The following is a 17,810-nucleotide window of genomic DNA, read 5'->3' on the forward strand; positions in this document are numbered from 1 at the left end:
AATTCGTCCTCCCTAAGGTGATAACAATGGCCGAAGCCACTCAATTGAAATCCCGTCATCTCACGATGATGGGCCTTGGCTCTGCCGTAGGCGCCGGTCTTTTCCTCGGCGTCGGCCTCGGCATCCAGATTTCCGGCACCTCCGTGCTCATCTCCTATGCCGTGGCCGGCGCGCTCATCGCACTGGTGATGTGGATGCTTGGTGAGATGGCCGCCGCCCGCCCCTCTTTGGGGTCATTTTCTACCTACGCCGGCCAGGCCTTCGGTCACTGGGCGCGCTTTACCATGGGGTGGATTTACTGGTTCATGCTGATCATGGTCATGGGTGCCGAAATCACCGGCGCGGCCGCCATCATTTCCAACTGGTTCGATATTGCCCCGTGGATTCCAGCGTTTATTGCTGTGGCCTTCTTCGCGGTGGTCAACTTCGCGGCCGTGGGCGGTTTTGGTGAGTTCGAGTTCTGGTTTGCCATCATCAAGGTCGGAGTCATCGTCGCCTTCCTCGTCATCGGCGCACTTATGGCGCTGGGCATCCTGCCGGGCATGGATGTCTCCTTGGCCGGTAGCAGCTTCACCGATAATTTCCTGCCCAATGGCATGCCTGGATTCGCCGCCGGATTGCTGGCCGTCGCCTTTGCCTTTGGCGGCATCGAGCTGGTGACCATCGCGGCGGCCGAGTCCGAGGACCCGGCGCACAACGTCGCCACCGCGGTGCGCGCCATCATCGTGCGCATCATGATTTTTTACATCGGCTCCATCGTGGTGATCACCATGGCGCTGCCGTTTAGCTCCATCCAGGACGCCGATGTCGCGGCCGATTCCCCCTTCACCCTGGTGCTAGCGGCCGCCAAGATTCCCTTCGCGGCCGGCTTCATGGAAGCGATTATCGCCCTAGCACTGCTGTCTGCCTTCAACGCGCAGATTTACGCCACCTCTCGCTTGGTCTTTGATATGGCCAAGGACCACTGCGCCCCGGGATTCTTCCTCAAGCAAAACCGCGCCGGATCCCCCATCAACGCAGTCATCTTGTCCATGGTCTTCGCCTTCGCTTCGGTGGGCCTGCAGTTCTGGAACCCGCCGGGGCTTCTGGCATTCCTCTTCAACGCGGTCGGAGGGTGCCTGCTAGTCATCTGGGCCTTCATCGTCGCGTCCTTTATCAAGTTGCACCCCGTGCTGCGCAAGAACGGCGAGCTGACAGAAATCCATGTGCCTGGCTTCCCCTGGCTGCCCTGGATCACGGCCGCCGCCCTGGCCGGGCTGACCCTGCTGATGCTCTTTGATCCGGCCGCGCGCAACCAGGTCATCTCGGTGCTCATCCTCGCCGCGGTGCTCGTCATCTTGTCCTTCGTGCTTCCCACCGGCCAGCGCGCGGGGGCGCGGAAGTAGTTGCTAAGCTAGCGGGCATGACTTCTGCATCCGCACGCGGCCTAGCAACCATTACCCATGACGGCACCGTCTTGGACGTATGGTTTCCGGCCGTACACACCGATAAGAACGTAGAGACCACCGAAACCAAGCGCTTGGAGGAGGTACCCCAGCAGTTCTCCGCGCTGGCAGGCCCAGACGAGGAGCGTGGCGTGGCCCGCGTTGCCGTCGAGACCTCCATCAAGGATCTGGATGACGCCCCCGTCGATACCTACGATGCTTACCTGCGCCTGCACCTCCTCTCCCACCGCGCGGTCAAGCCGCACGGCCTGAATATGGATGGCATCTTCGGCCACCTCAATAATGTGGTCTGGACCAACTACGGTCCGTGCGCTGTGTCCGATTTCCAGATGGTGCGCGGCCGCTTGGCCTCCCGCGGCCCGGTCGTTGTCTACTCCGTGGACAAGTTCCCCCGCATGGTGGACTACGTTGTGCCGTCCGGCGTCCGCATTGGTGACGCAGACCGCGTGCGCCTGGGCGCCCACTTGGCTGAGGGCACCACCGTCATGCACGAGGGCTTCGTCAACTTCAACGCCGGCACCCTGGGCGCCTCCATGGTGGAGGGCCGCATCTCCGCGGGCGTTGTCGTGGGCGATGGCTCCGATATCGGCGGCGGCGCGTCCATCATGGGCACCCTATCCGGCGGCGGCAAGGAGGTCATCTCCATCGGCGAGCGCTGCCTCCTCGGCGCCAACTCCGGCATTGGCATTTCGCTTGGCGACGACGCCGTGGTCGAAGCCGGCCTCTACGTCACCGCCGGCACCAAGGTAGCCGTCTTTGGCAAGGTCGCGGAAGCACTGGGCGTCGACAATGGCGAGAACGTCAAGGGTTCTCAGCTCTCCGGTGCCTCCGGCATGCTGCTGCGCCGCAACTCCGTCTCCGGTGCGGTTGAGGCCGTGGAGTGGAAGGCCGAGGCCGTCGCGCTCAACGACGAGCTGCACAAGAATTAACACCCCCGATTCCTATCGCCCAATCGGGCAAAATAAGATGGAGGGGTGACTGATAACTCCTCCACCCTCGGTTCTGGCCTGAAGGTCCGCCACCTGACCATGATGGGGCTAGGCTCCACCATCGGTGCCGGGCTTTTCTTGGGCACCGGCGTCGGCATTTCCGCCGCCGGTCCCGCCGTGCTCCTTGCCTACGTCATCGCTGGCTTTCTGGCCATTTTGGTGATGCAGATGCTGGGCGAGATGGGCACCGTTATCCCCGCCTCCGGCTCCTTTTCCGAATACGCCGAACACGGCATCGGCCGCTGGGCGGGCTTTACCCAGGGCTGGATCTATTGGCTAGCCACCGTCGCCGTGCTCGGCGCCGAAATCACCGGCGCGGCCGGCTTCATTGGCTCTTGGTTCAACGTCTCGCCGTGGATCCCCGCCGCCATGTGCGTGGTCCTCTTCGGCATCGTCAACCTGCTGCGCGTGCGCAGCTTCGGCGAATTTGAGTACTGGTTCGCGCTCATCAAGGTCGTTGTCATCGTGGCCTTCCTCATCATCGGCGCGCTGCTCATCATGGGCCTCCTGCCCGGCCATTCCTTCATCGGCACCTCCGTCTTCCTAGAGGACGGCTTTATGCCCAACGGTCTCGGCGGCGTCGCGGCCGGCCTGCTCGCAGTAGCCTTCGCCTTCGGCGGCATCGAGGTGGTTGCCATCGCCTCTGCCGAATCCGAGGACCCAGAGAAGTCCCTGGTAAACGCCGTACGCTCTACCATCTTGCGCATCTCCGTGTTCTACCTGGGCTCCGTCCTCGTCATCACGTTCCTCCTGCCCTATTCCATCCTGGGCGGTGCCTCCACGGCCGCGGAATCCCCCTTCACCATGGTCCTCGAACGCGCCGGCATCCCGGGCGCGGCCGGCATCATGGAAGTCGTCATCGTCCTCGCGCTACTCTCCGCCTTCAACTCTCAGATCTACGCCTCCTCCCGCATGATGCACTCCCTAGCCTCCCGCGGCGAGGCCCCGCGCATCTTCACCACCACCAATAAGGACGGCGTTCCTACCACCGCCATCGGCCTATCCGTCCTCCTCTCGGCCGTCATGGTCGTGCTCAACTACGCCGATACCGGCTGGCTCCTTACTTTCATGCTCAACGCCGCCGGCGCCTCCCTGCTCATCGTCTGGGTTTTCATCGCCGTCAGCCAGCTGCGCCTGCGCCGCCAACTCGAGGCCCTCCATCCCCTCCCCATCCGCATGTGGGCCTTCCCCTACCTCACCTGGTTCGCCCTCGCCCTCTTTGCAGCTATCGCGGTGCTCATGCTTACCGACGCCACCGCCCGCACCCAACTCCTCTCCGCCGCCGCCATGTTCGCGGTGCTCGCCATCGCCGGCGTCATCAATTCCAAAGTTCGCGGCATCAACCCGACCTCGACGCTGCCCCTCACCTAGCCCCTTATCCCAGAGGACTCGCCTCGGCCACTCCCCGCCCCCTTCGCCACTCTCCGCCCTTCGCGCTCACCGGCACGAGGCGGGGTCTCTCTTTTTCGTCACCTGGTGAGCGCCTACGGCGAGCTCTGCCCACGCCCCTCCCGTCGCGCTCACGGGGAGCACAAATCAGGGCAACCCGGGGCCGCCGGTGAGCGCGAAGGGAAGTTATCCACAGCTATCCAGACCACGCAGCGGAAAATCGCCCCCAACCCCAGGGTTATCCACAGGATGCCGCGACGCGCATAGCTACAGCTCAACACGACCGCTTAGGTTAAGCCCCATGGGGGAATGGACTACCGCGGAACTGCGCGGCCAAGGTTTGAGCAAGGATGCGATTCGTCGCAAGGTTCGCGAGGGGAAGCTCTTTCGCGTGCACAGGGGGATTTATACCGATGAATGGACGCCCTGGGCGGTGGCGCGGGCGCTGGCGCATGGGCTCAGCCGCATCCATTTCACGGGTAAGACGGCGCAGGAGATTTACCTCGGCCGGCAGCTGACGTTTCCTCTGGAAGCGGAGGGACCGCGAACTCTGAAGGGTAAGAACTTTCGCGTTTCGCACTCGCGACTTCAAGCCACGCACAATGTCAACGGCCTTCCGGTGGTGCAACCGTTGTGGGCCGCGCGAAGGATTTCGCGAGCCTGCAGGCCTCTTTTGGAAGAACACTACCGAGGGAAACACGGCCCCGGCCGTCTAAAAACGGACCGTCGGCGAATGCGGCGCGTCCCGAGGTCCCTAAAGGAGACGATTCGGCACGCTGCGATTGGAGCGGATAGCCCACCGGAGCGCACTTTAAGCAGAAAGCTGCGCACTGAAGGCATTCTCCCAGAACACAATGCTCTCATTGCGGGGTACCGCTTTGATCTCAGGATTGGAAGGCTCCTTGTAGAAGTCGATGGCTGGGAATACCACAAACACAGCGTGACCTTTCAAGCTGACCGGTCCAAACAAAACGCGGCCGTCGCCCACGGATATACGGTTTTGCGCTTTACTGCCGACGACATCAACTACCACCTCAGCGAAGCCATCCTACTTATCAAAGCCACTCTTGACGTGCTAAAAGGCCGCAACCCTGAGCTTCCGACCTCAGCAGCTCAGCCTTATTGGAAGTGGCATCTGTGTGTAAGTCATTTGCCCCAATGACAACTATCCTTTACAGTAGGACATGTAAGCAAGACACACAGTAAAGGAGTCCAGATGGCCGACCACCCCAACATGGTCCGCAAATGGCGCCGCTGGCTCGAATTATCCCAAGCCGAACTCGCCGAAAAAGCCGGCGTCTCCCGCCAGACCATCGCCAATATCGAACGGGGCAATTACTCCCCTTCCGTGCACCTCGCACTGGACATTTGCCACGAACTAGGTAAATCCGTCGAAGAAATCTTTGGAGCCGAACAACATGATTAACGCCATCGCCAACTACACCCTCAATGAAATTGAGCGCGCCACTCGCGATGAATTCGAACGCGACACGCTCTATAAAGCCTGCGCAATCGGCATGACCCCGATCCCATTCCTCGAGCTCATCGTCGCCGCGATCCTCGCCTGGGTACTCCCTGGCCAAATGAGTATGCTGTGCTTCCTCGCGCTCGTACCATCCATCCTCGGCAATTCCATCGGCACAGCTTGGATGCGCAAGCGCGTCGCCACCCCGCTAGTGAGCCGCAACTGGACGGCAATGGCCGTCTACTTCATCCCGCTCATTGCCATGTTCACCGGCATTGCCTATAACGCCTACGCGCCTGCCGACGGCCACAGCCCCGCCTCTTACCTCCTCGGCGCCGCCGTCGGTGTCATCGCCGTACTCATCCTCACCCCCTTCATTCGTCGCCGCCAGCACCGCCGCGACCAGGCTCGCCTCGATGCCGAGCTCGAAGACTAATCCCCCTCCCGCCCCTTCCCTCCACCCGCCCTTCGCGCTCACCGCGGACGGCGGGTTCTCGCGTTTTTCTGCCCCAGTGAGCGCGTGGGGAGGTACCGCCCCCTCGCGCTCACCGAGAGGCCCACTCACCGTCGTCGAAGACATACCGGTGACTGCGACGGGCGCTTTGCTTGCCGACGCCCCCTTCCCGCTCACCGGCAGCAAGAAAAAGCCCCATCGCCGTGCGCTGGTGAGCGCGGAGGGCGATGGGGTCGAGGGCCAAGGAGCGATGGGGCGGGTCGGAGCGAGGCGAGTGAGGCCGGCCCGGGCCCTAGCTAGGCAGGCTCAGTTTCGTGGACGACCTGAGGCGTCTTCGGCTTGGAGCGGAAGGTCCACAGCTTGTTAATAACGAAGTTAATGGGCATCGCGACGATGATGGAGATCGCATTTGCCCAGTAATACATAGTGCGCAGGCCGGTGGAATCATCCAATATATCGGCCGGCAGATGCAGCGAAGAGGTGGGATTCATCAGCAGGTGCTGAATCGCAATTGATACCAAGAAGGCACCAATACCGGCAAGCAAGAAGGGGAAGAATCCGCGAATCCAGGACACTTTAGACACTGATTTGAAGGTCCACATGCGGTTCAGTTGGTAGTTCCACGTATTCGCGACCAAGAAAGCGATGGTGGAATACAGCATGAACCAGCGCAGGTGAAATTGGGTTCCGAAGAGGTTGACCAGCGGGTCATTGGGCATCGCTTCGAAGCATGCCCAGCCCCACTTCTTCGCTAGGACCGAGGTAATGAGGTTAACCGCGGTACCGGAACCGCCGACGATGCCGAATTTGAGAAACTGCCCAAAATTGGACACAAAGCGCGCGACGCTGAGGTCTGCCATGGGCCGCCTTTCTAGCCAGTGATTTAATAACTACTCGATTGTAGTTCTTAAGGCCTGGGAACTGAAAAATTGACGCTCGGAATGTGATAGAGGATCTATAAAAGTTATAGCCTCGTGGAGCAGGGCGAGCGGGGTTCGGAAGTCATAGAGGTCGAGAGCGCGCGGGGTGGGATAGGTATCATCGCCGAGCAGCGGGTGGCCGCGGTAATTGAGCAGCACTCGCAGTTGGTGGGTATGGCCGGTACGCGGCCACATGGTCACCTCCCGGCCGGCGGCGCGCACATACGTAGAGGTGGGCGTGCCGTCAGGGGCGACGAGCACCTGGCGCGACCCGCGGGGTTTGTGCATGCGCAGGGTGATTTCCCGGTCTACGAAAAGCGGCTGCTTGACGACGCCCCGATACCTCTTCACCGCACTCCCCTCCAGGAAGATGCGCTGGTAGGCGGCGCGGGTTTCGGGATTGCGGGAGCAGATGACGAGGCCAGCGGTCAGGCGATCTAGGCGGTGCAGGGGTACGATGTCGTCTTCGCCAAAATCCACGCGCAGGCGGGTCTGCAGCGTTTCGCGCTGGAGTCGGCCGTTGGTGGTCGTGGGGAGGAAGTGCGGCTTATCGGCCACGATGAGGTCGCGGTCGACGTGGACCACGGAGTAGTCGAAAGGAATCGGGCGCTCCGGAGGAACGGAGGGGTGGTACCACGCCGGCACGGGGTGCGGGAGCACGGCGCCGGGCGGCAGCGCGGTGCCGGGTGGAAACGGGGAATCGCCGGCACGGGCGGCGAAGTACTCCCCTTCCTCGGGCACGCGGCCGCGCAGGACCGTTTTGCGCGGCGAAATGCCCGCGCGGCTGGGAGGCCTGCCGGAATTAGGCACCGGCGAGGCGGTCGACGGCGGCATCGATGCGCTCATCGGTGCCATTGAGGCCGATGCGCACGTGCTTCTCGCCGGCTGGGCCGTAAAAGTCACCCGGAGCCGCGAGGATGCCCCGCTCAGCAAGCCAGTCGATGGTATCGCGGCAATTCTCGCCGCGGGTGGCCCACAAATACATGCCGGCATCGGAGTGATCGATGGTAAAGCCGGCGTCGACAAGCGCGTGCATGAGCACCGCACGGCGGGAGGCGTAGCGGTTGCGCTGGAGGGCCTCGGTGTCGTCATCGTTTAGCGCGGCGACCATGGCGGCCTGGATGGGACCTGGAACGATGAGGCCGGCGTGCTTGCGCAGCTGGAGCAGCTCGGCGATGAGCTCGTTATCGCCCGCGAAGAAGCCGGCGCGGTAGGAGGCCATATTCGCGGTCTTAGACAACGAATGCATGGCGATGAGCCCTGTGTTATCTCCATCGGTCACGCGCGGATCAAGGATGGACACCGGCGGATTATGGTCGTTCCAGCCCAGGCTCATATAGCACTCATCGGAGGCGATGATGGCGCCGGTCTCCCGCGCCCACACCACGATGCGGCGCAGTTCCTCCACGCCGAGGACGCGGCCGGTGGGATTGGACGGCGAGTTCAAAAAGACCAGGGAGGCATCCTGGAAATCGGAATCCGCGCGCAACGGCTTAGCACCGGCGAGCAGGGCGCCCACCTCGTAGGTGGGATAGGCCACCGACGGGAAGGCCACGGTCTCGCCGCGCATGCCCAGAAGCGTGGGCAGCCAAGCGATGGCCTCTTTGGTGCCGACCACCGGTAGGACGCGGTCTACCTGCATGTTATAGCGGCGGGTGAGCGCGGCGGCGATGGCCTCGCGCAGCTCCGGGGTGCCGGCGGTCTGCGGGTAACCAGAGTTCTGCGCGGCTGCGGTCAACGCAAGCTGCACGCCTGGGGATACAGGGTCAACGGGGTTGCCCACCGAGAGGTCAACGATTCCACCCGGGTGGGCCTGGGCTTTCTTCTTGGCGCCAGCCAGCGAATCCCAGGGGAAGTCTGGAAGCGTCTTTCCTAGCGGTGTGCGTGCCATGTCTTACTCCTGATTCTGTGGCGGAAGCGCGGCAATCATCGGGACGTCAAAGTCCTGTGGGCCGAGGGCCGCCGCGCCGCCTGGGGAGCCCAGGTCATCGAAGAAGGCTGCGTTGGCGTCGTTGTAGTCCAGCCACTCATCGGGAACGTCGTCCTCGTAGAAGATGGCCTCCACCGGGCAAGCCGGCTCGCAGGCGCCGCAGTCCACGCACTCATCTGGGTGGATGTAGAGCATGCGCTTGCCCTCGTAGATGCAGTCAACAGGGCATTCCTCAACGCAGCCGCGGTCCATTACGTCAACGCAAGGCTGTGCGATCGTATAAGTCATGGAGATTCCTTGAAGCTTCCTGATTTCTCGGATTTGGGATGTTTAACAGTATGTCACTTCTGCTTGAAAAATGGCCAAACGCCCCCGCCTATCCCGGCCAAAAGCAGGAGCAGGCTGAGAATATTATTGGCCAAGAGCATGTCACCTGTCATCGGTACGAGGAGCATGAAGGCGAAAAAGCCCAGGCTCCAGACGATGAGCGGGATGGCGCCGACCATCGGCGCGGGGCTCCATAGCCGGGCGGTGCGGGTGAGCACGGAGTTGAACCACCACGCAAGCAGGATGGTGATGGGAAAGGCCACGCTCGCGCCGTTGGATAGCGGGATGCGCGCGGTGAGGTAGATGACCTCGAGGAAGACCGATAGCAACGCGCCGATGGCCAGCCACACTAGGCCGGTGACTTGCTCGCCGCGGCTAAAATCCGTGCGCATTACAGGCCGCCCAGCAGGTCATCGGCCGGCTCGCCCTGTCCCAGCTGGAAGTACTCGGCGCGCAGCAGGGGCATGACCAGCAGATTGGATAGTCCATAGGCCCCGGGCACCTGCTCGGGTTCGTGCAGCGCGGCCACTGCGGCCTCGGGGTTGGTGCGGGTGGTGGAGCCATCGGCCACCCAGATTTGGGAGGCGTGGGCGCGCATGGCGCAGCGCTTGGCGTCAAGGGCGGCGTCGGAAAGAGCGACGGTGACATCGGCGCCCTCGTTGGTGAAATTGTCTAGGTACTCCTGGCTGGGCTTGGTCCACCCAGCCGGCGCATCCAGGGTGTCCAGGCCGGCATAGTTGGCGGCGCGTTCAAAAATGCCGTACCAAATGCGCGTGCTTGGCGACGCCGCCTTCATCACCGCCTTATGCACCGCAATGTGGTCGGGGTGCCCGTATCCGCCATCGGGCCCGTAGGTGAGGATGGCGTGGGGGTGGATGGCTTCGAGCTCGTCGCTGAGAAACTCGGCGGCCTCCTCGATGCGATTGACCAACGCACGGGGGTTTTCGTGCGAGGGAGAACCCACCATGCCGGAATCGCGGAAATGCCCGAATCCGCCCAATTGAACTCCCTTGACGCCCAGCGCATCGAGGGCATTGGCCAATTCGCGGGCGCGGAACCCGCCGAGCTGATCATGATCGGCCAGGCCTTGGTAAGGCTCGCCGATGACCTCGCCGTCCTCGCCCAAGGTAAGCGTAATGACGGAAACTTCGGCGCCGCGTGCGGCTAGAGTGGCCAGGGTGCCACCCATAAAGAGGGTTTCATCATCCGGGTGGGCGTGCACTGCCACCACGCGGTAGCCGGTTAAGTCCTTAGTCTTCATCTATCCTCCAGCGGGGCGCGGTGATAAGACCTTCGTCCCAATCATCAATGCTTTGGCCGGGGCCTACAATACCCTCCCCGAGCGCGTGGATACGCGTCTCATCCACCAAAGGCACGTAGAGGGCCTCCTTAGAGTTCACATCGCGAATGCGGGCGAGCGCTTCCTTCGGGCTCATGGCGCCGGACAAAATCTCCTCGCGAATCTCATCCGCGTTCTCCGGACAGATTCCGGACAGGTCGCCGGCGAGCGGCTGTTTGTCATCGCAGCTGAAGATATTCGCCGCGGACACCGAGTTCAGTGAGATATCCTCCCAGGTCACTACCGCATCCACCTCGCCTTCGGGCAGGAGCTTGGAGGTGATCGTGGTCAGGCGCTCGGACACCACCTCGGCAGCGATCCCGTGGGCTTCGAGGACGTCATAAAGCGTATTGGCCGCGGCCAAGGCGGTCGGGCTGGTGGGGTCTACCGCAAAGCGAATCGGCTTCTTACTAGCGCGGGTGCGCAGCGCAGTGAGATCCGTGTCCTTACTAATAGGGTTATTCCCCGGTTCAAGGTTGGAAGCGCGGCCGGTGGCCAAGCGCGCGACCTGGTCCGTATCAATCAGCGAGGCCAATCCGCGGCGCGCTGCCCTTTCTTCCAGCGCTCCATCCGCGGTGGACATGTGCAGGCGCAGTTGGCGCGGGCGGGTCAGTGTCTTATCGGAAACATGCCCTAAAAGACCCAGTGCCTCCTGTGAGGTTTGATCCGGGGTAAAGTCCGCGAAACCAATCTGCCCGGAGCGCAGCATATTGAGCGCCTGGGTGCTATCGCGTACCTCGCGCAGCTGAATGACGTCCACCTGGGCCGGATTAGCACCCCAGAAGCGGTCGTTCCGGTTCAAGGTAATGACTCCGCGGCCGCGGTCCACGCTGTCGACGAGGAAGCGCCCGGCCGATGCCGGAATCTTATCGGCTAAGGCAGAGCCAAAGTTATCGTCCTGCAGCAGGTGGGAAGGCAGCAAATTATGGAAAAGCAGGTGCCAATCTTTCACCTTCTGGGAAAAGTCCACGGTGACTACGCGGCCACCATCGGAGGTATTGACGGCCGATATGGCGTGGTAGCCGGCGGGATCGCGCACACCAGCGGTGGTGGTCATCTGCTTCCACAGGTAGCTAAAGTCCGCGCCGGAAATGGGGGTGCCATCGGACCATTGTGCGGGCGAGGCAATGACGTAGCGCACCCGCTGCGCCACGCCCTTAGGCGCGGTGACCTCAGAGGCGGATTCGAGGATATCGGCGTCCCTTTGCCCGTTGTGAAACGCTGAGGGCAAAACCAGCTCGGCAATTTGATCCACCAGCTCGGAGTTATTGGCCACCAAGTGCGGGTTCAATCCCGCGCGCAGAGGGTCCACACCCACTGAGATGGTGGGGCGCTTGGCGGAGTCGGCATCCTGTGGCTGCTCTTCTTCCGGGGTAGCCGTGGTCGTGGTCTGATCTTCTTGCAGCGCGGAGGCATTGTCCTCCACCACCGGTGGTGGGCCGGGGTTAGCTGCGCAGGCGCTAAGTATTGCAAGGCTGGCGGTGCTGAGTACCGCTGCAATTGCCGACGCCGCGCGCCTTGGTGAAGCCGGATTCTTTTTCATCGCGGACTACTTTAGTCCCTCTACCCCGCCGAAACGAAGATTTTTGGCGCTAGACTTGGCCACAGACCGCAACTATTAAGGAGACCCCAATGCTCATCTGCCAAGAAATGTTCCTTCTACTAACCAAGGACAACGGCAAGAAGGAAGACTGGGTATCCAATAATGAGGCCGCCCTGCGCGCCACCGTACTCGCGGACCTGCTGCTGGGCGGGCACGTAGAGCTCGGTGAGAAAAAGAAGGTAGAGACCACTCCACAGCGCCCAGAGCACCCCGTGTTGGCTTGGGCCTGGGAGGAGCTGCAGCAACACAAGGCCACCCGCATGCAGAGTCTTTTGGAAGCCTCGTGGTTTACCCCGCGGGAAATCATCGCCTTGGATTTCCACGCGAATGGACAGCTCGATGTGGAAAAGGCCAAGTGGTGGCAGATAAGCGGCGACCGCTACATCATGACGGACCTAGAGCTGGAAAAGGAACTGCGCGAACGGTTGGTTGCAGTCCTGGAGGCGCAGCGCCCAGCCGCGGTCAATGACGTCATCATCCTAGATATCCTCCGCGAGGTCAGCGGCGCCTATACCCTGCTGAAAAACGATGCGGAGGGAATGAAGCGCCGCGAGATGCGGGCACGCATTCAGGAGATCAAAGAAGAGGTCGAGTACGACAAAACCGCCTCCTCTGCGGTCAAGGCCGTAGTTGAGGAGGCGGCAGCGGTTGCGGCGATGGTGGCCACGTCAGCGGCAATCACCACCACCTAGGGTGCGGCTTACTACTTATTCATCTGCTTCGCGCGGGCGGCGGCACGCTTGCGGTCGGTAGCGGAAAGCTCAACCTTGCGCACGCGCAGGACGTCCGGGGCGACCTCGACGCACTCGTCGTTGCCACAGAACTCCAGCGCCTCTTCCAGGGAAAGGGTGTGTGCCTTAGCAAGGGTGACCGTGGCATCCGCGGTGGCGGAGCGCATATTGGTCAGCTTCTTTTCCTTGGTGATGTTGATGTCAATATCCTCATCGCGGTTATTGGCACCAACGACCATGCCCTCATAAGCCTCGGCACCCGGCTCGACGAAGAAGTTGCCGCGGTCAGCCAGCTGCATCAGCGCGTACTGGGTGATCTGGCCGGTGCGGTCAGCCACCAGGGAACCGGTTGGGCGGGACTTGATCTCGCCGGCCCAGACATCCAGGCCGTCAGAAATGGAGTTTGCGATGCCGGCACCGCGGGTCTCCGTCATGAACTGGGTGCGGAAGCCGATGAGGCCGCGGGCAGGAACACGGAAGATCATGCGTACCCAGTCGCCCTCGCGCACGTCCATGGCCTGCATCTGGCCCTTGCGGGAGGCCAGCAGCTGGGTGATAGCACCCTGGTGCTCGGACGGGGCGTCAATGGTGAGGATCTCGTATGGCTCGTAGGTCTTGCCGTCGATCTCCTTGGTCACAACCTGCGGCTTGCCGATGGTCAGCTCAAAGCCCTCGCGACGCATGGACTCGATGAGCACGGACAGCGCCATCTCGCCACGGCCCTGGACCTCCCAAGCATCGGGACGCTCGGTAGGCAGCACGCGCAGGGACACGTTACCGATAAGTTCCTGCTCCAGACGGGCCTTGACCATACGTGCGGTGAGCTTATCGCCGCCGCCCTGGCCTGCCATCGGGGAGGTATTAACGCCGATGGTCATGGAGATGGCCGGCTCGTCCACGGTGATGCGCGGCAGGGCCTCAGGGTGCTCCGGATCGGCGATGGTGTCACCAATCATGACGTCAGAAATGCCGGAAATCGCCACGATGTCACCGGCGATGGCTTCCTCAGCCGGCTGACGCTCGAAGCCGACGGTGCGCAGCAGCTCAGCGACCTTCACGGTCTTGGTGTGCTGGTTGCCATCCTCATCGTAATGGATCCAGGCCACCTGCTGGCCCTTCTTGATGCGGCCGGCGTAGATGCGCAGCAGCGCGATTCGGCCCAGGAAGTCGGAGGCGTCCAGGTTGGTCACGTGCGCCTGCAGCGGGGCGTCGACGGTAGCGGAAGGCTCTGGGAGGACGTTATAGATGACGTCGAAAAGCGGCTGCAGATCCTCGCCCTCAGGGACGTTGCCATCGCCTGGGTTCTCGGTGGAGGCAACGCCGGCGCGGCCCGAAGCGTAGAGAACCGGCAGGTCCAGCAGCTCCTCGGCGGCGGCCGCAGCTTCCTCGTCCTCCAGGCCGGCGGCGATTTCCAGCAGCAGGTCCTGGGACTCGGAGACAACCTCGTCGATGCGGGCATCCGGACGGTCAGTCTTGTTCACGCAGATGATAACCGGCAGCTTGGCTTCCAGTGCCTTGGTGAGCACGAAGCGGGTCTGCGGCAGCGGGCCCTCGGAGGCATCAACGAGCAAGACAACGCCATCCACCATGGAAATACCGCGCTCAACCTCGCCACCGAAGTCGGCGTGGCCCGGGGTGTCGATGACGTTAATGATCAGGTCCTGGCCGTCCTTGCCCAGGCCCTTACGGTGAATAGCCGTGTTCTTGGCCAGAATGGTAATGCCGCGCTCGCGCTCCTGATCATTGGAGTCCATGACGCGGTCCGTGTGTTCACCATGGTCACCAAAGGCGCCGGACTGCTCCAGCATGCCGTTGACCAGGGTGGTCTTGCCATGGTCAACGTGCGCGACGATGGCAACATTACGGAACTCGGTATTACTCACTAGTGGGGTTCTCCTTCGGAGGATCTACAGCGCTTGCGCGCGCGAAATTGATCTTGAACGAGCTCCCACGATACCCCCTTAAAGGGCCAAGTGCAGCATTGGGGATGGCTTTACCCCGTAACGCACCGTATGGGACGGGCGAAAAATCTTATAGGTTGCCAGTGCACTTGACACTCCCCCAGCCATCACTATCGTTACTGTAGGTAATATTGTTACAAATGTGACAACTGGGGTTTAACCCCTTCCCGAGACCGCACCCAAGGAATTGATAACGTGAGCCACGCCCGCACCACTTGGCGCCTGTCCGGCCGTACCGGTTATATCGCCGCTGCCACGGCCGCGCTCATTGGCCTCACCTCCCCCCTCGTCGCCCCAGCGCAGGCTTCCGCACCGGATCTTTCTTCCTTGGTGCAGCAGGCATCCTCGCATAGCCCGCTGGACGAGCTCGGCCGCCCCAACCAGGAAACCCAAGACCGCATCCGCGCTTTTGCGGCACAACCGTGGATTCCCGAGGATGTTCGCAACGCCATCTTGTCGGGCCTCGCGTTCTTCGCCGGCGGCGGCAATGGCAAGGGCGGCGTAGCCATGCCAGAGGGCAATAACCCGAACTTCCGCCAGTTCTACTGGCCCACGGTCTCCGCACACTGCATCGGCGGCACCAGCGATGCCATGGGCTCGGCAATCGCCGTTCCTGGCCCCACCGAAATGCCAGCACCGGGAGCAAAGCCTGGCGAAACCGTCTTCCTCTTCACCGCCCTCGGCACCCCACCGGCCGCGCGCGAACAAGGCGGGATGAACGTGCAGTGGTTCAACCTTGACACTCTGCGCAGCGGCGTCACCCCACTGAATAACAACGGCATCAATCAAGACGGCCCTACCACCTTGTCCGGCACCGCCCAGACTGGCAAGGGCACCGTCATCGCACTGCTTTCTGGCGGCGTGAACACCCAGGAATCCCGCTGCAATTTTGCCCCCACCGCCGCCTTCCTTGAGGTGAAATAGATGCCGGCGGATCTCCATCCGGTCAAGCGCGAGACCTTTAATACCGCCGAGTACACCAATACCGACCCCAAGGGTTTCCTGCGCGAGGTCGACACGTACACCGAGACGGATTTCGGCCTCTACATGGCTCGCGGCGCCGATCACCCGCGCTTTGGCTACCTGGAATCGTGGCTGCTGCCCGATCTCAACCTGCGCGCCAATATCTTCCATTTCCGCCCTGGTGTAGACGTCCACCAGGACTTTTATATTGATGTGGCCGAAATCCAGCGCGATGGCGCGGTGTGGACCACCCGCGACCTTTATGTGGATCTGGTTGCCACGCGCGGCGAGCCCATCTCCGTGCTCGATATTGATGAACTCTCTGCCGCTACCTCCGCCGGTTTGATTTCCGCCGAGGACGCCGAGAAGGCGATCGACACCACACTTGCCGCGGTCGAGGGCATTACTCGCAGCGGTGATGATGCGATGGCTTGGCTGGCGCATCAGGGGATACACTTAACGTGGTCCGATAACATCACCTTAACCCCAGAAGGATAATTTATGGCCGGTGGCCTTTTTGCCCTGCTTGACGACGTCGCCCTGATCGCCCGCTCCGCTGCCTCTAGCGTTGACGATGTGGCCGCCCTTGCGGGTAAGACCTCCGTGAAGGCCGCAGGTGTGGTAGTCGACGATGCTGCCGTAACCCCACAATACGTGGAGGGAATTAAGCCGCAGCGCGAGCTGCCGATGATCTGGCGCATTACCAAGGGCTCGCTCATCAATAAGCTCGTTATCATCTTGCCCATCGCCATGATCCTCTCCTGGATTGCGCCGTGGGCGCTCACCCCCATCCTGATGTGCGGCGGTACTTTCTTGTGCTTTGAAGGTGCGGAGAAGATCTTGCACCACGTTCTCCCCCACCGGGAAAAGGAGACCGAGCCAGTCCAGGAAAAGGGCGCCGAGGCCGAGGACAGCCTAGTTAAGTCTGCTATCACCACCGACCTCATCTTGTCTGCTGAGATCATGGTCATTTCCTTGAATGAGGTCATCAACGAGCCATTCTGGATGCGCCTCGGTGCCCTCATCTTCGTCGGCATCATGCTGACCCTGGGTGTCTACGGCGCCGTTGGCCTCTTGGTCAAGATGGATGATATCGGCTTAGCCCTCAATAAGCGCCACAATGGCAACTCCACCATCGGCACCGCTCTGGTCAAGGGCATGCCGATCGTACTCGATATCATCGGCGTCATCGGTACCGCCGCTATGCTGTGGGTCGGCGGCCATATCGTGGTCAAGGGCCTGCACGAATTCGGTATGGATCAGCCACACGAGTTCATTGCCTCCGTGACCGAAAATATTTCCAACGGTGCCCTGGCGTGGCTGGCAGATACCGGTATCTCCATGGTCTGCGGCCTGGTGCTTGGCGTAGTCGTTGCCACCATCGTGATGGCGGTCAAGGCCTCCTTTGGCAAGACCTCGGCCACCTCCGCCCAACCGGCGGAGGCTTAAAACGCCGTAGCCCGGCTGCATAGCCGGGCTACATAAATAGCATCAGCGAAACCGCCATCACGGCCATGCCGGCAATCAAGCCGTAGATAGCGTGATGGTGCTCGCCGGTCTCCTCAGCGGTGGGCAATAGCTCATCCAGCGAGATAAAGACCATAATGCCGGCGATGGCGGCGAAGCTAATGCCCATCGTCGCTGGCCCAATAACCGGCAAGAGAAGGCCGAAGCCGATGAGCGCGCCGAGCGGCTCGGCCAGGCCAGACAAGGTGGCCCACCAAAAGGCCTTCTTGCGGGAGCCAGTGGCCTCGCGCAGCGGAACAGCCACCGCAATGCCTTCCGGGATATTGTGAATGGCGATGGCCACCGCCACCGGCACCGCAACTTCCTTAGAATCCAGGCCGGATAGGAAGGTGGCAAACCCCTCGGGGAAATTGTGCAGGCCCAGCGCGCAGGCGGTAAATACGCCGGTTTTCATTAGCTTTTTGCGGCGGGCTTCTTCGGCCGTGGTGGCCGGCTCATGGGGGTTAATCTCCTCCGGCACGAGCCGGTCAATGATGGCGATGACGGCGATGCCAGCAAAGAACGCCCCGACGGCGGCCCAGGTGCCGGTGGTTTCCTCGCCGAGGGCGTCGGAAAGCTGCGCAATGCCTTCCGGCAGGATCTCCATAAAGGAGACATACAGCATCACGCCGGCCGAAAGCCCCAGTGCAGCGGCCATAAAAGCCGGCCCCGGCTGGCGCCTTCCCACCGCCAAAGCGCCGCCAATCGAGGTCGATAGACCCGACAGCAGCACCAAGGCGAAGGCAAAGGCAAAGGTACTAAAAGTCATAGCTGGCACCCTACCAGCC

At 62.0% G+C, this 17,810-nt stretch carries 19 protein-coding genes; 10 read left to right on the forward strand and 9 right to left on the reverse strand.

Annotation, left to right across the window (positions count from 1 at the left end; genetic code table 11):
• Window positions 1-26 precede the first annotated feature (26 nt).
• The 6 genes from QP909_RS04730 to QP909_RS04755 all read left to right on the forward strand — a co-directional run bounded on the left by QP909_RS04730 (window position 27) and on the right by QP909_RS04755 (window position 5,724).
• Window positions 27-1,385 (forward strand): amino acid permease, encoded by a 1,359-nt coding sequence (locus QP909_RS04730; RefSeq protein ID WP_284766342.1) that lies wholly within the window; start codon window positions 27-29, stop codon window positions 1,383-1,385.
• Between the two features lie 17 nt (window positions 1,386-1,402).
• Complete coding sequence (gene dapD, locus QP909_RS04735; protein WP_284766343.1) at window positions 1,403-2,374, forward strand: 2,3,4,5-tetrahydropyridine-2,6-dicarboxylate N-succinyltransferase; 972 nt, start codon at window positions 1,403-1,405, stop codon at window positions 2,372-2,374.
• A gap of 99 nt (window positions 2,375-2,473) precedes the next feature.
• Window positions 2,474-3,805: an amino acid permease gene (locus QP909_RS04740; protein WP_350309216.1), complete on the forward strand. Its 1,332-nt coding sequence runs from the start codon at window positions 2,474-2,476 to the stop codon at window positions 3,803-3,805.
• Between the two features lie 319 nt (window positions 3,806-4,124).
• On the forward strand, window positions 4,125-4,985 hold the full coding sequence (locus tag QP909_RS04745) for a DUF559 domain-containing protein (protein ID WP_284766345.1): 861 nt from the start codon (window positions 4,125-4,127) through the stop codon (window positions 4,983-4,985).
• 54 nt (window positions 4,986-5,039) lie between these two features.
• Window positions 5,040-5,249, forward strand: a complete 210-nt coding sequence (locus QP909_RS04750; protein ID WP_049377975.1) for a helix-turn-helix transcriptional regulator — start codon at window positions 5,040-5,042, stop codon at window positions 5,247-5,249.
• The gene (locus tag QP909_RS04755) at window positions 5,242-5,724 is read left to right on the forward strand and encodes a transcriptional regulator (RefSeq protein ID WP_284766346.1); all 483 of its coding nucleotides are present in this window, start codon (window positions 5,242-5,244) and stop codon (window positions 5,722-5,724) included. Before QP909_RS04750 ends, QP909_RS04755 begins: the two co-directional genes overlap by 8 nt.
• Before the next feature lie 314 nt (window positions 5,725-6,038).
• Here the strand turns inward: QP909_RS04755 and QP909_RS04760 are convergent, their stop codons facing one another.
• From QP909_RS04760 to QP909_RS04790, 7 genes are read right to left on the reverse strand one after another with little or no spacing between them, the layout of a single operon-like run.
• Window positions 6,039-6,602: a GtrA family protein gene (locus QP909_RS04760; RefSeq protein WP_284766347.1), complete on the reverse strand. Its 564-nt coding sequence runs from the start codon at window positions 6,600-6,602 to the stop codon at window positions 6,039-6,041.
• 30 nt (window positions 6,603-6,632) lie between these two features.
• Window positions 6,633-7,508 carry a pseudouridine synthase gene (locus QP909_RS04765; RefSeq protein ID WP_284766348.1) on the reverse strand — a complete coding sequence of 292 codons (876 nt, stop codon included), beginning with the start codon at window positions 7,506-7,508 and terminating at the stop codon, window positions 6,633-6,635.
• A complete protein-coding gene (gene dapC, locus QP909_RS04770; RefSeq protein ID WP_284766349.1) occupies window positions 7,465-8,553 on the reverse strand; it encodes a succinyldiaminopimelate transaminase in 1,089 nt (362 codons plus the stop codon). Before dapC ends, QP909_RS04765 begins: the two co-directional genes overlap by 44 nt.
• A 3-nt stretch (window positions 8,554-8,556) precedes the next feature.
• Window positions 8,557-8,880 (reverse strand): ferredoxin, encoded by a 324-nt coding sequence (gene fdxA, locus QP909_RS04775; RefSeq protein WP_005327491.1) that lies wholly within the window; start codon window positions 8,878-8,880, stop codon window positions 8,557-8,559.
• A gap of 53 nt (window positions 8,881-8,933) precedes the next feature.
• Entirely contained in the window at window positions 8,934-9,311 is a 378-nt protein-coding gene (locus tag QP909_RS04780) for a hypothetical protein (RefSeq protein WP_284766350.1), read from the reverse strand.
• Entirely contained in the window at window positions 9,311-10,180 is an 870-nt protein-coding gene (locus QP909_RS04785; RefSeq protein WP_284766351.1) for a PIG-L family deacetylase, read from the reverse strand. Before QP909_RS04785 ends, QP909_RS04780 begins: the two co-directional genes overlap by 1 nt.
• Entirely contained in the window at window positions 10,170-11,801 is a 1,632-nt protein-coding gene (locus tag QP909_RS04790) for an ABC transporter family substrate-binding protein (RefSeq protein ID WP_284766352.1), read from the reverse strand. Before QP909_RS04790 ends, QP909_RS04785 begins: the two co-directional genes overlap by 11 nt.
• Window positions 11,802-11,890: 89 nt before the next feature.
• Between QP909_RS04790 and QP909_RS04795 the strand changes: the two genes are divergently transcribed.
• Complete coding sequence (locus QP909_RS04795; protein ID WP_284766353.1) at window positions 11,891-12,553, forward strand: GOLPH3/VPS74 family protein; 663 nt, start codon at window positions 11,891-11,893, stop codon at window positions 12,551-12,553.
• An 11-nt stretch (window positions 12,554-12,564) separates the two neighbouring features.
• Here the strand turns inward: QP909_RS04795 and typA are convergent, their stop codons facing one another.
• Window positions 12,565-14,475, reverse strand: coding sequence for a translational GTPase TypA (typA, locus tag QP909_RS04800; RefSeq protein ID WP_284766354.1), 1,911 nt, complete (start codon window positions 14,473-14,475; stop codon window positions 12,565-12,567).
• 273 nt (window positions 14,476-14,748) lie between these two features.
• Between typA and QP909_RS04805 the strand changes: the two genes are divergently transcribed.
• From QP909_RS04805 to QP909_RS04815, 3 genes are read left to right on the forward strand one after another with little or no spacing between them, the layout of a single operon-like run.
• A complete protein-coding gene (locus QP909_RS04805; RefSeq protein WP_284766355.1) occupies window positions 14,749-15,477 on the forward strand; it encodes an Rv1157c family protein in 729 nt (242 codons plus the stop codon).
• A complete protein-coding gene (locus tag QP909_RS04810) occupies window positions 15,478-16,014 on the forward strand; it encodes a ribonuclease FAU-1 family protein (RefSeq protein WP_005323560.1) in 537 nt (178 codons plus the stop codon). It abuts the gene before it with no gap.
• A gap of 3 nt (window positions 16,015-16,017) precedes the next feature.
• Window positions 16,018-16,965: a DUF808 domain-containing protein gene (locus QP909_RS04815; protein WP_284766356.1), complete on the forward strand. Its 948-nt coding sequence runs from the start codon at window positions 16,018-16,020 to the stop codon at window positions 16,963-16,965.
• Window positions 16,966-16,993: 28 nt separating this feature from the next.
• Here QP909_RS04815 and zupT read toward each other — a convergent pair whose 3' ends face one another.
• A complete protein-coding gene (gene zupT, locus QP909_RS04820; RefSeq protein WP_049377962.1) occupies window positions 16,994-17,791 on the reverse strand; it encodes a zinc transporter ZupT in 798 nt (265 codons plus the stop codon).
• Window positions 17,792-17,810: the final 19 nt, after the last annotated feature.

This window comes from Corynebacterium sp. MSK195 (assembly GCF_030228885.1).
Taxonomy (GTDB): Bacteria; Actinomycetota; Actinomycetes; order Mycobacteriales; family Mycobacteriaceae; genus Corynebacterium.

Excerpts from the sequence above, each read along its gene's own strand:
- dapC (WP_284766349.1), bottom strand. The coding sequence starts at position 8,553 with ATGGCACGCACACCGCTAGGAAAGACGCTTCCAGACTTCCCCTGGGAT.
- QP909_RS04790 (WP_284766352.1), bottom strand. The coding sequence starts at position 11,801 with ATGAAAAAGAATCCGGCTTCACCAAGGCGCGCGGCGTCGGCAATTGCA.
- zupT (WP_049377962.1), bottom strand. The coding sequence starts at position 17,791 with ATGACTTTTAGTACCTTTGCCTTTGCCTTCGCCTTGGTGCTGCTGTCG.
- QP909_RS04765 (WP_284766348.1), bottom strand. The coding sequence starts at position 7,508 with ATGAGCGCATCGATGCCGCCGTCGACCGCCTCGCCGGTGCCTAATTCC.
- QP909_RS04760 (WP_284766347.1), bottom strand. The coding sequence starts at position 6,602 with ATGGCAGACCTCAGCGTCGCGCGCTTTGTGTCCAATTTTGGGCAGTTT.
- QP909_RS04785 (WP_284766351.1), bottom strand. The coding sequence starts at position 10,180 with ATGAAGACTAAGGACTTAACCGGCTACCGCGTGGTGGCAGTGCACGCC.
- QP909_RS04810 (WP_005323560.1), top strand. The coding sequence starts at position 15,478 with ATGCCGGCGGATCTCCATCCGGTCAAGCGCGAGACCTTTAATACCGCC.
- QP909_RS04750 (WP_049377975.1), top strand. The coding sequence starts at position 5,040 with ATGGCCGACCACCCCAACATGGTCCGCAAATGGCGCCGCTGGCTCGAA.
- QP909_RS04780 (WP_284766350.1), bottom strand. The coding sequence starts at position 9,311 with ATGCGCACGGATTTTAGCCGCGGCGAGCAAGTCACCGGCCTAGTGTGG.
- QP909_RS04740 (WP_350309216.1), top strand. The coding sequence starts at position 2,474 with ATGATGGGGCTAGGCTCCACCATCGGTGCCGGGCTTTTCTTGGGCACC.
- fdxA (WP_005327491.1), bottom strand. The coding sequence starts at position 8,880 with ATGACTTATACGATCGCACAGCCTTGCGTTGACGTAATGGACCGCGGC.
- QP909_RS04795 (WP_284766353.1), top strand. The coding sequence starts at position 11,891 with ATGCTCATCTGCCAAGAAATGTTCCTTCTACTAACCAAGGACAACGGC.
- QP909_RS04755 (WP_284766346.1), top strand. The coding sequence starts at position 5,242 with ATGATTAACGCCATCGCCAACTACACCCTCAATGAAATTGAGCGCGCC.
- QP909_RS04745 (WP_284766345.1), top strand. The coding sequence starts at position 4,125 with ATGGGGGAATGGACTACCGCGGAACTGCGCGGCCAAGGTTTGAGCAAG.
- QP909_RS04815 (WP_284766356.1), top strand. The coding sequence starts at position 16,018 with ATGGCCGGTGGCCTTTTTGCCCTGCTTGACGACGTCGCCCTGATCGCC.
- dapD (WP_284766343.1), top strand. The coding sequence starts at position 1,403 with ATGACTTCTGCATCCGCACGCGGCCTAGCAACCATTACCCATGACGGC.
- QP909_RS04730 (WP_284766342.1), top strand. The coding sequence starts at position 27 with ATGGCCGAAGCCACTCAATTGAAATCCCGTCATCTCACGATGATGGGC.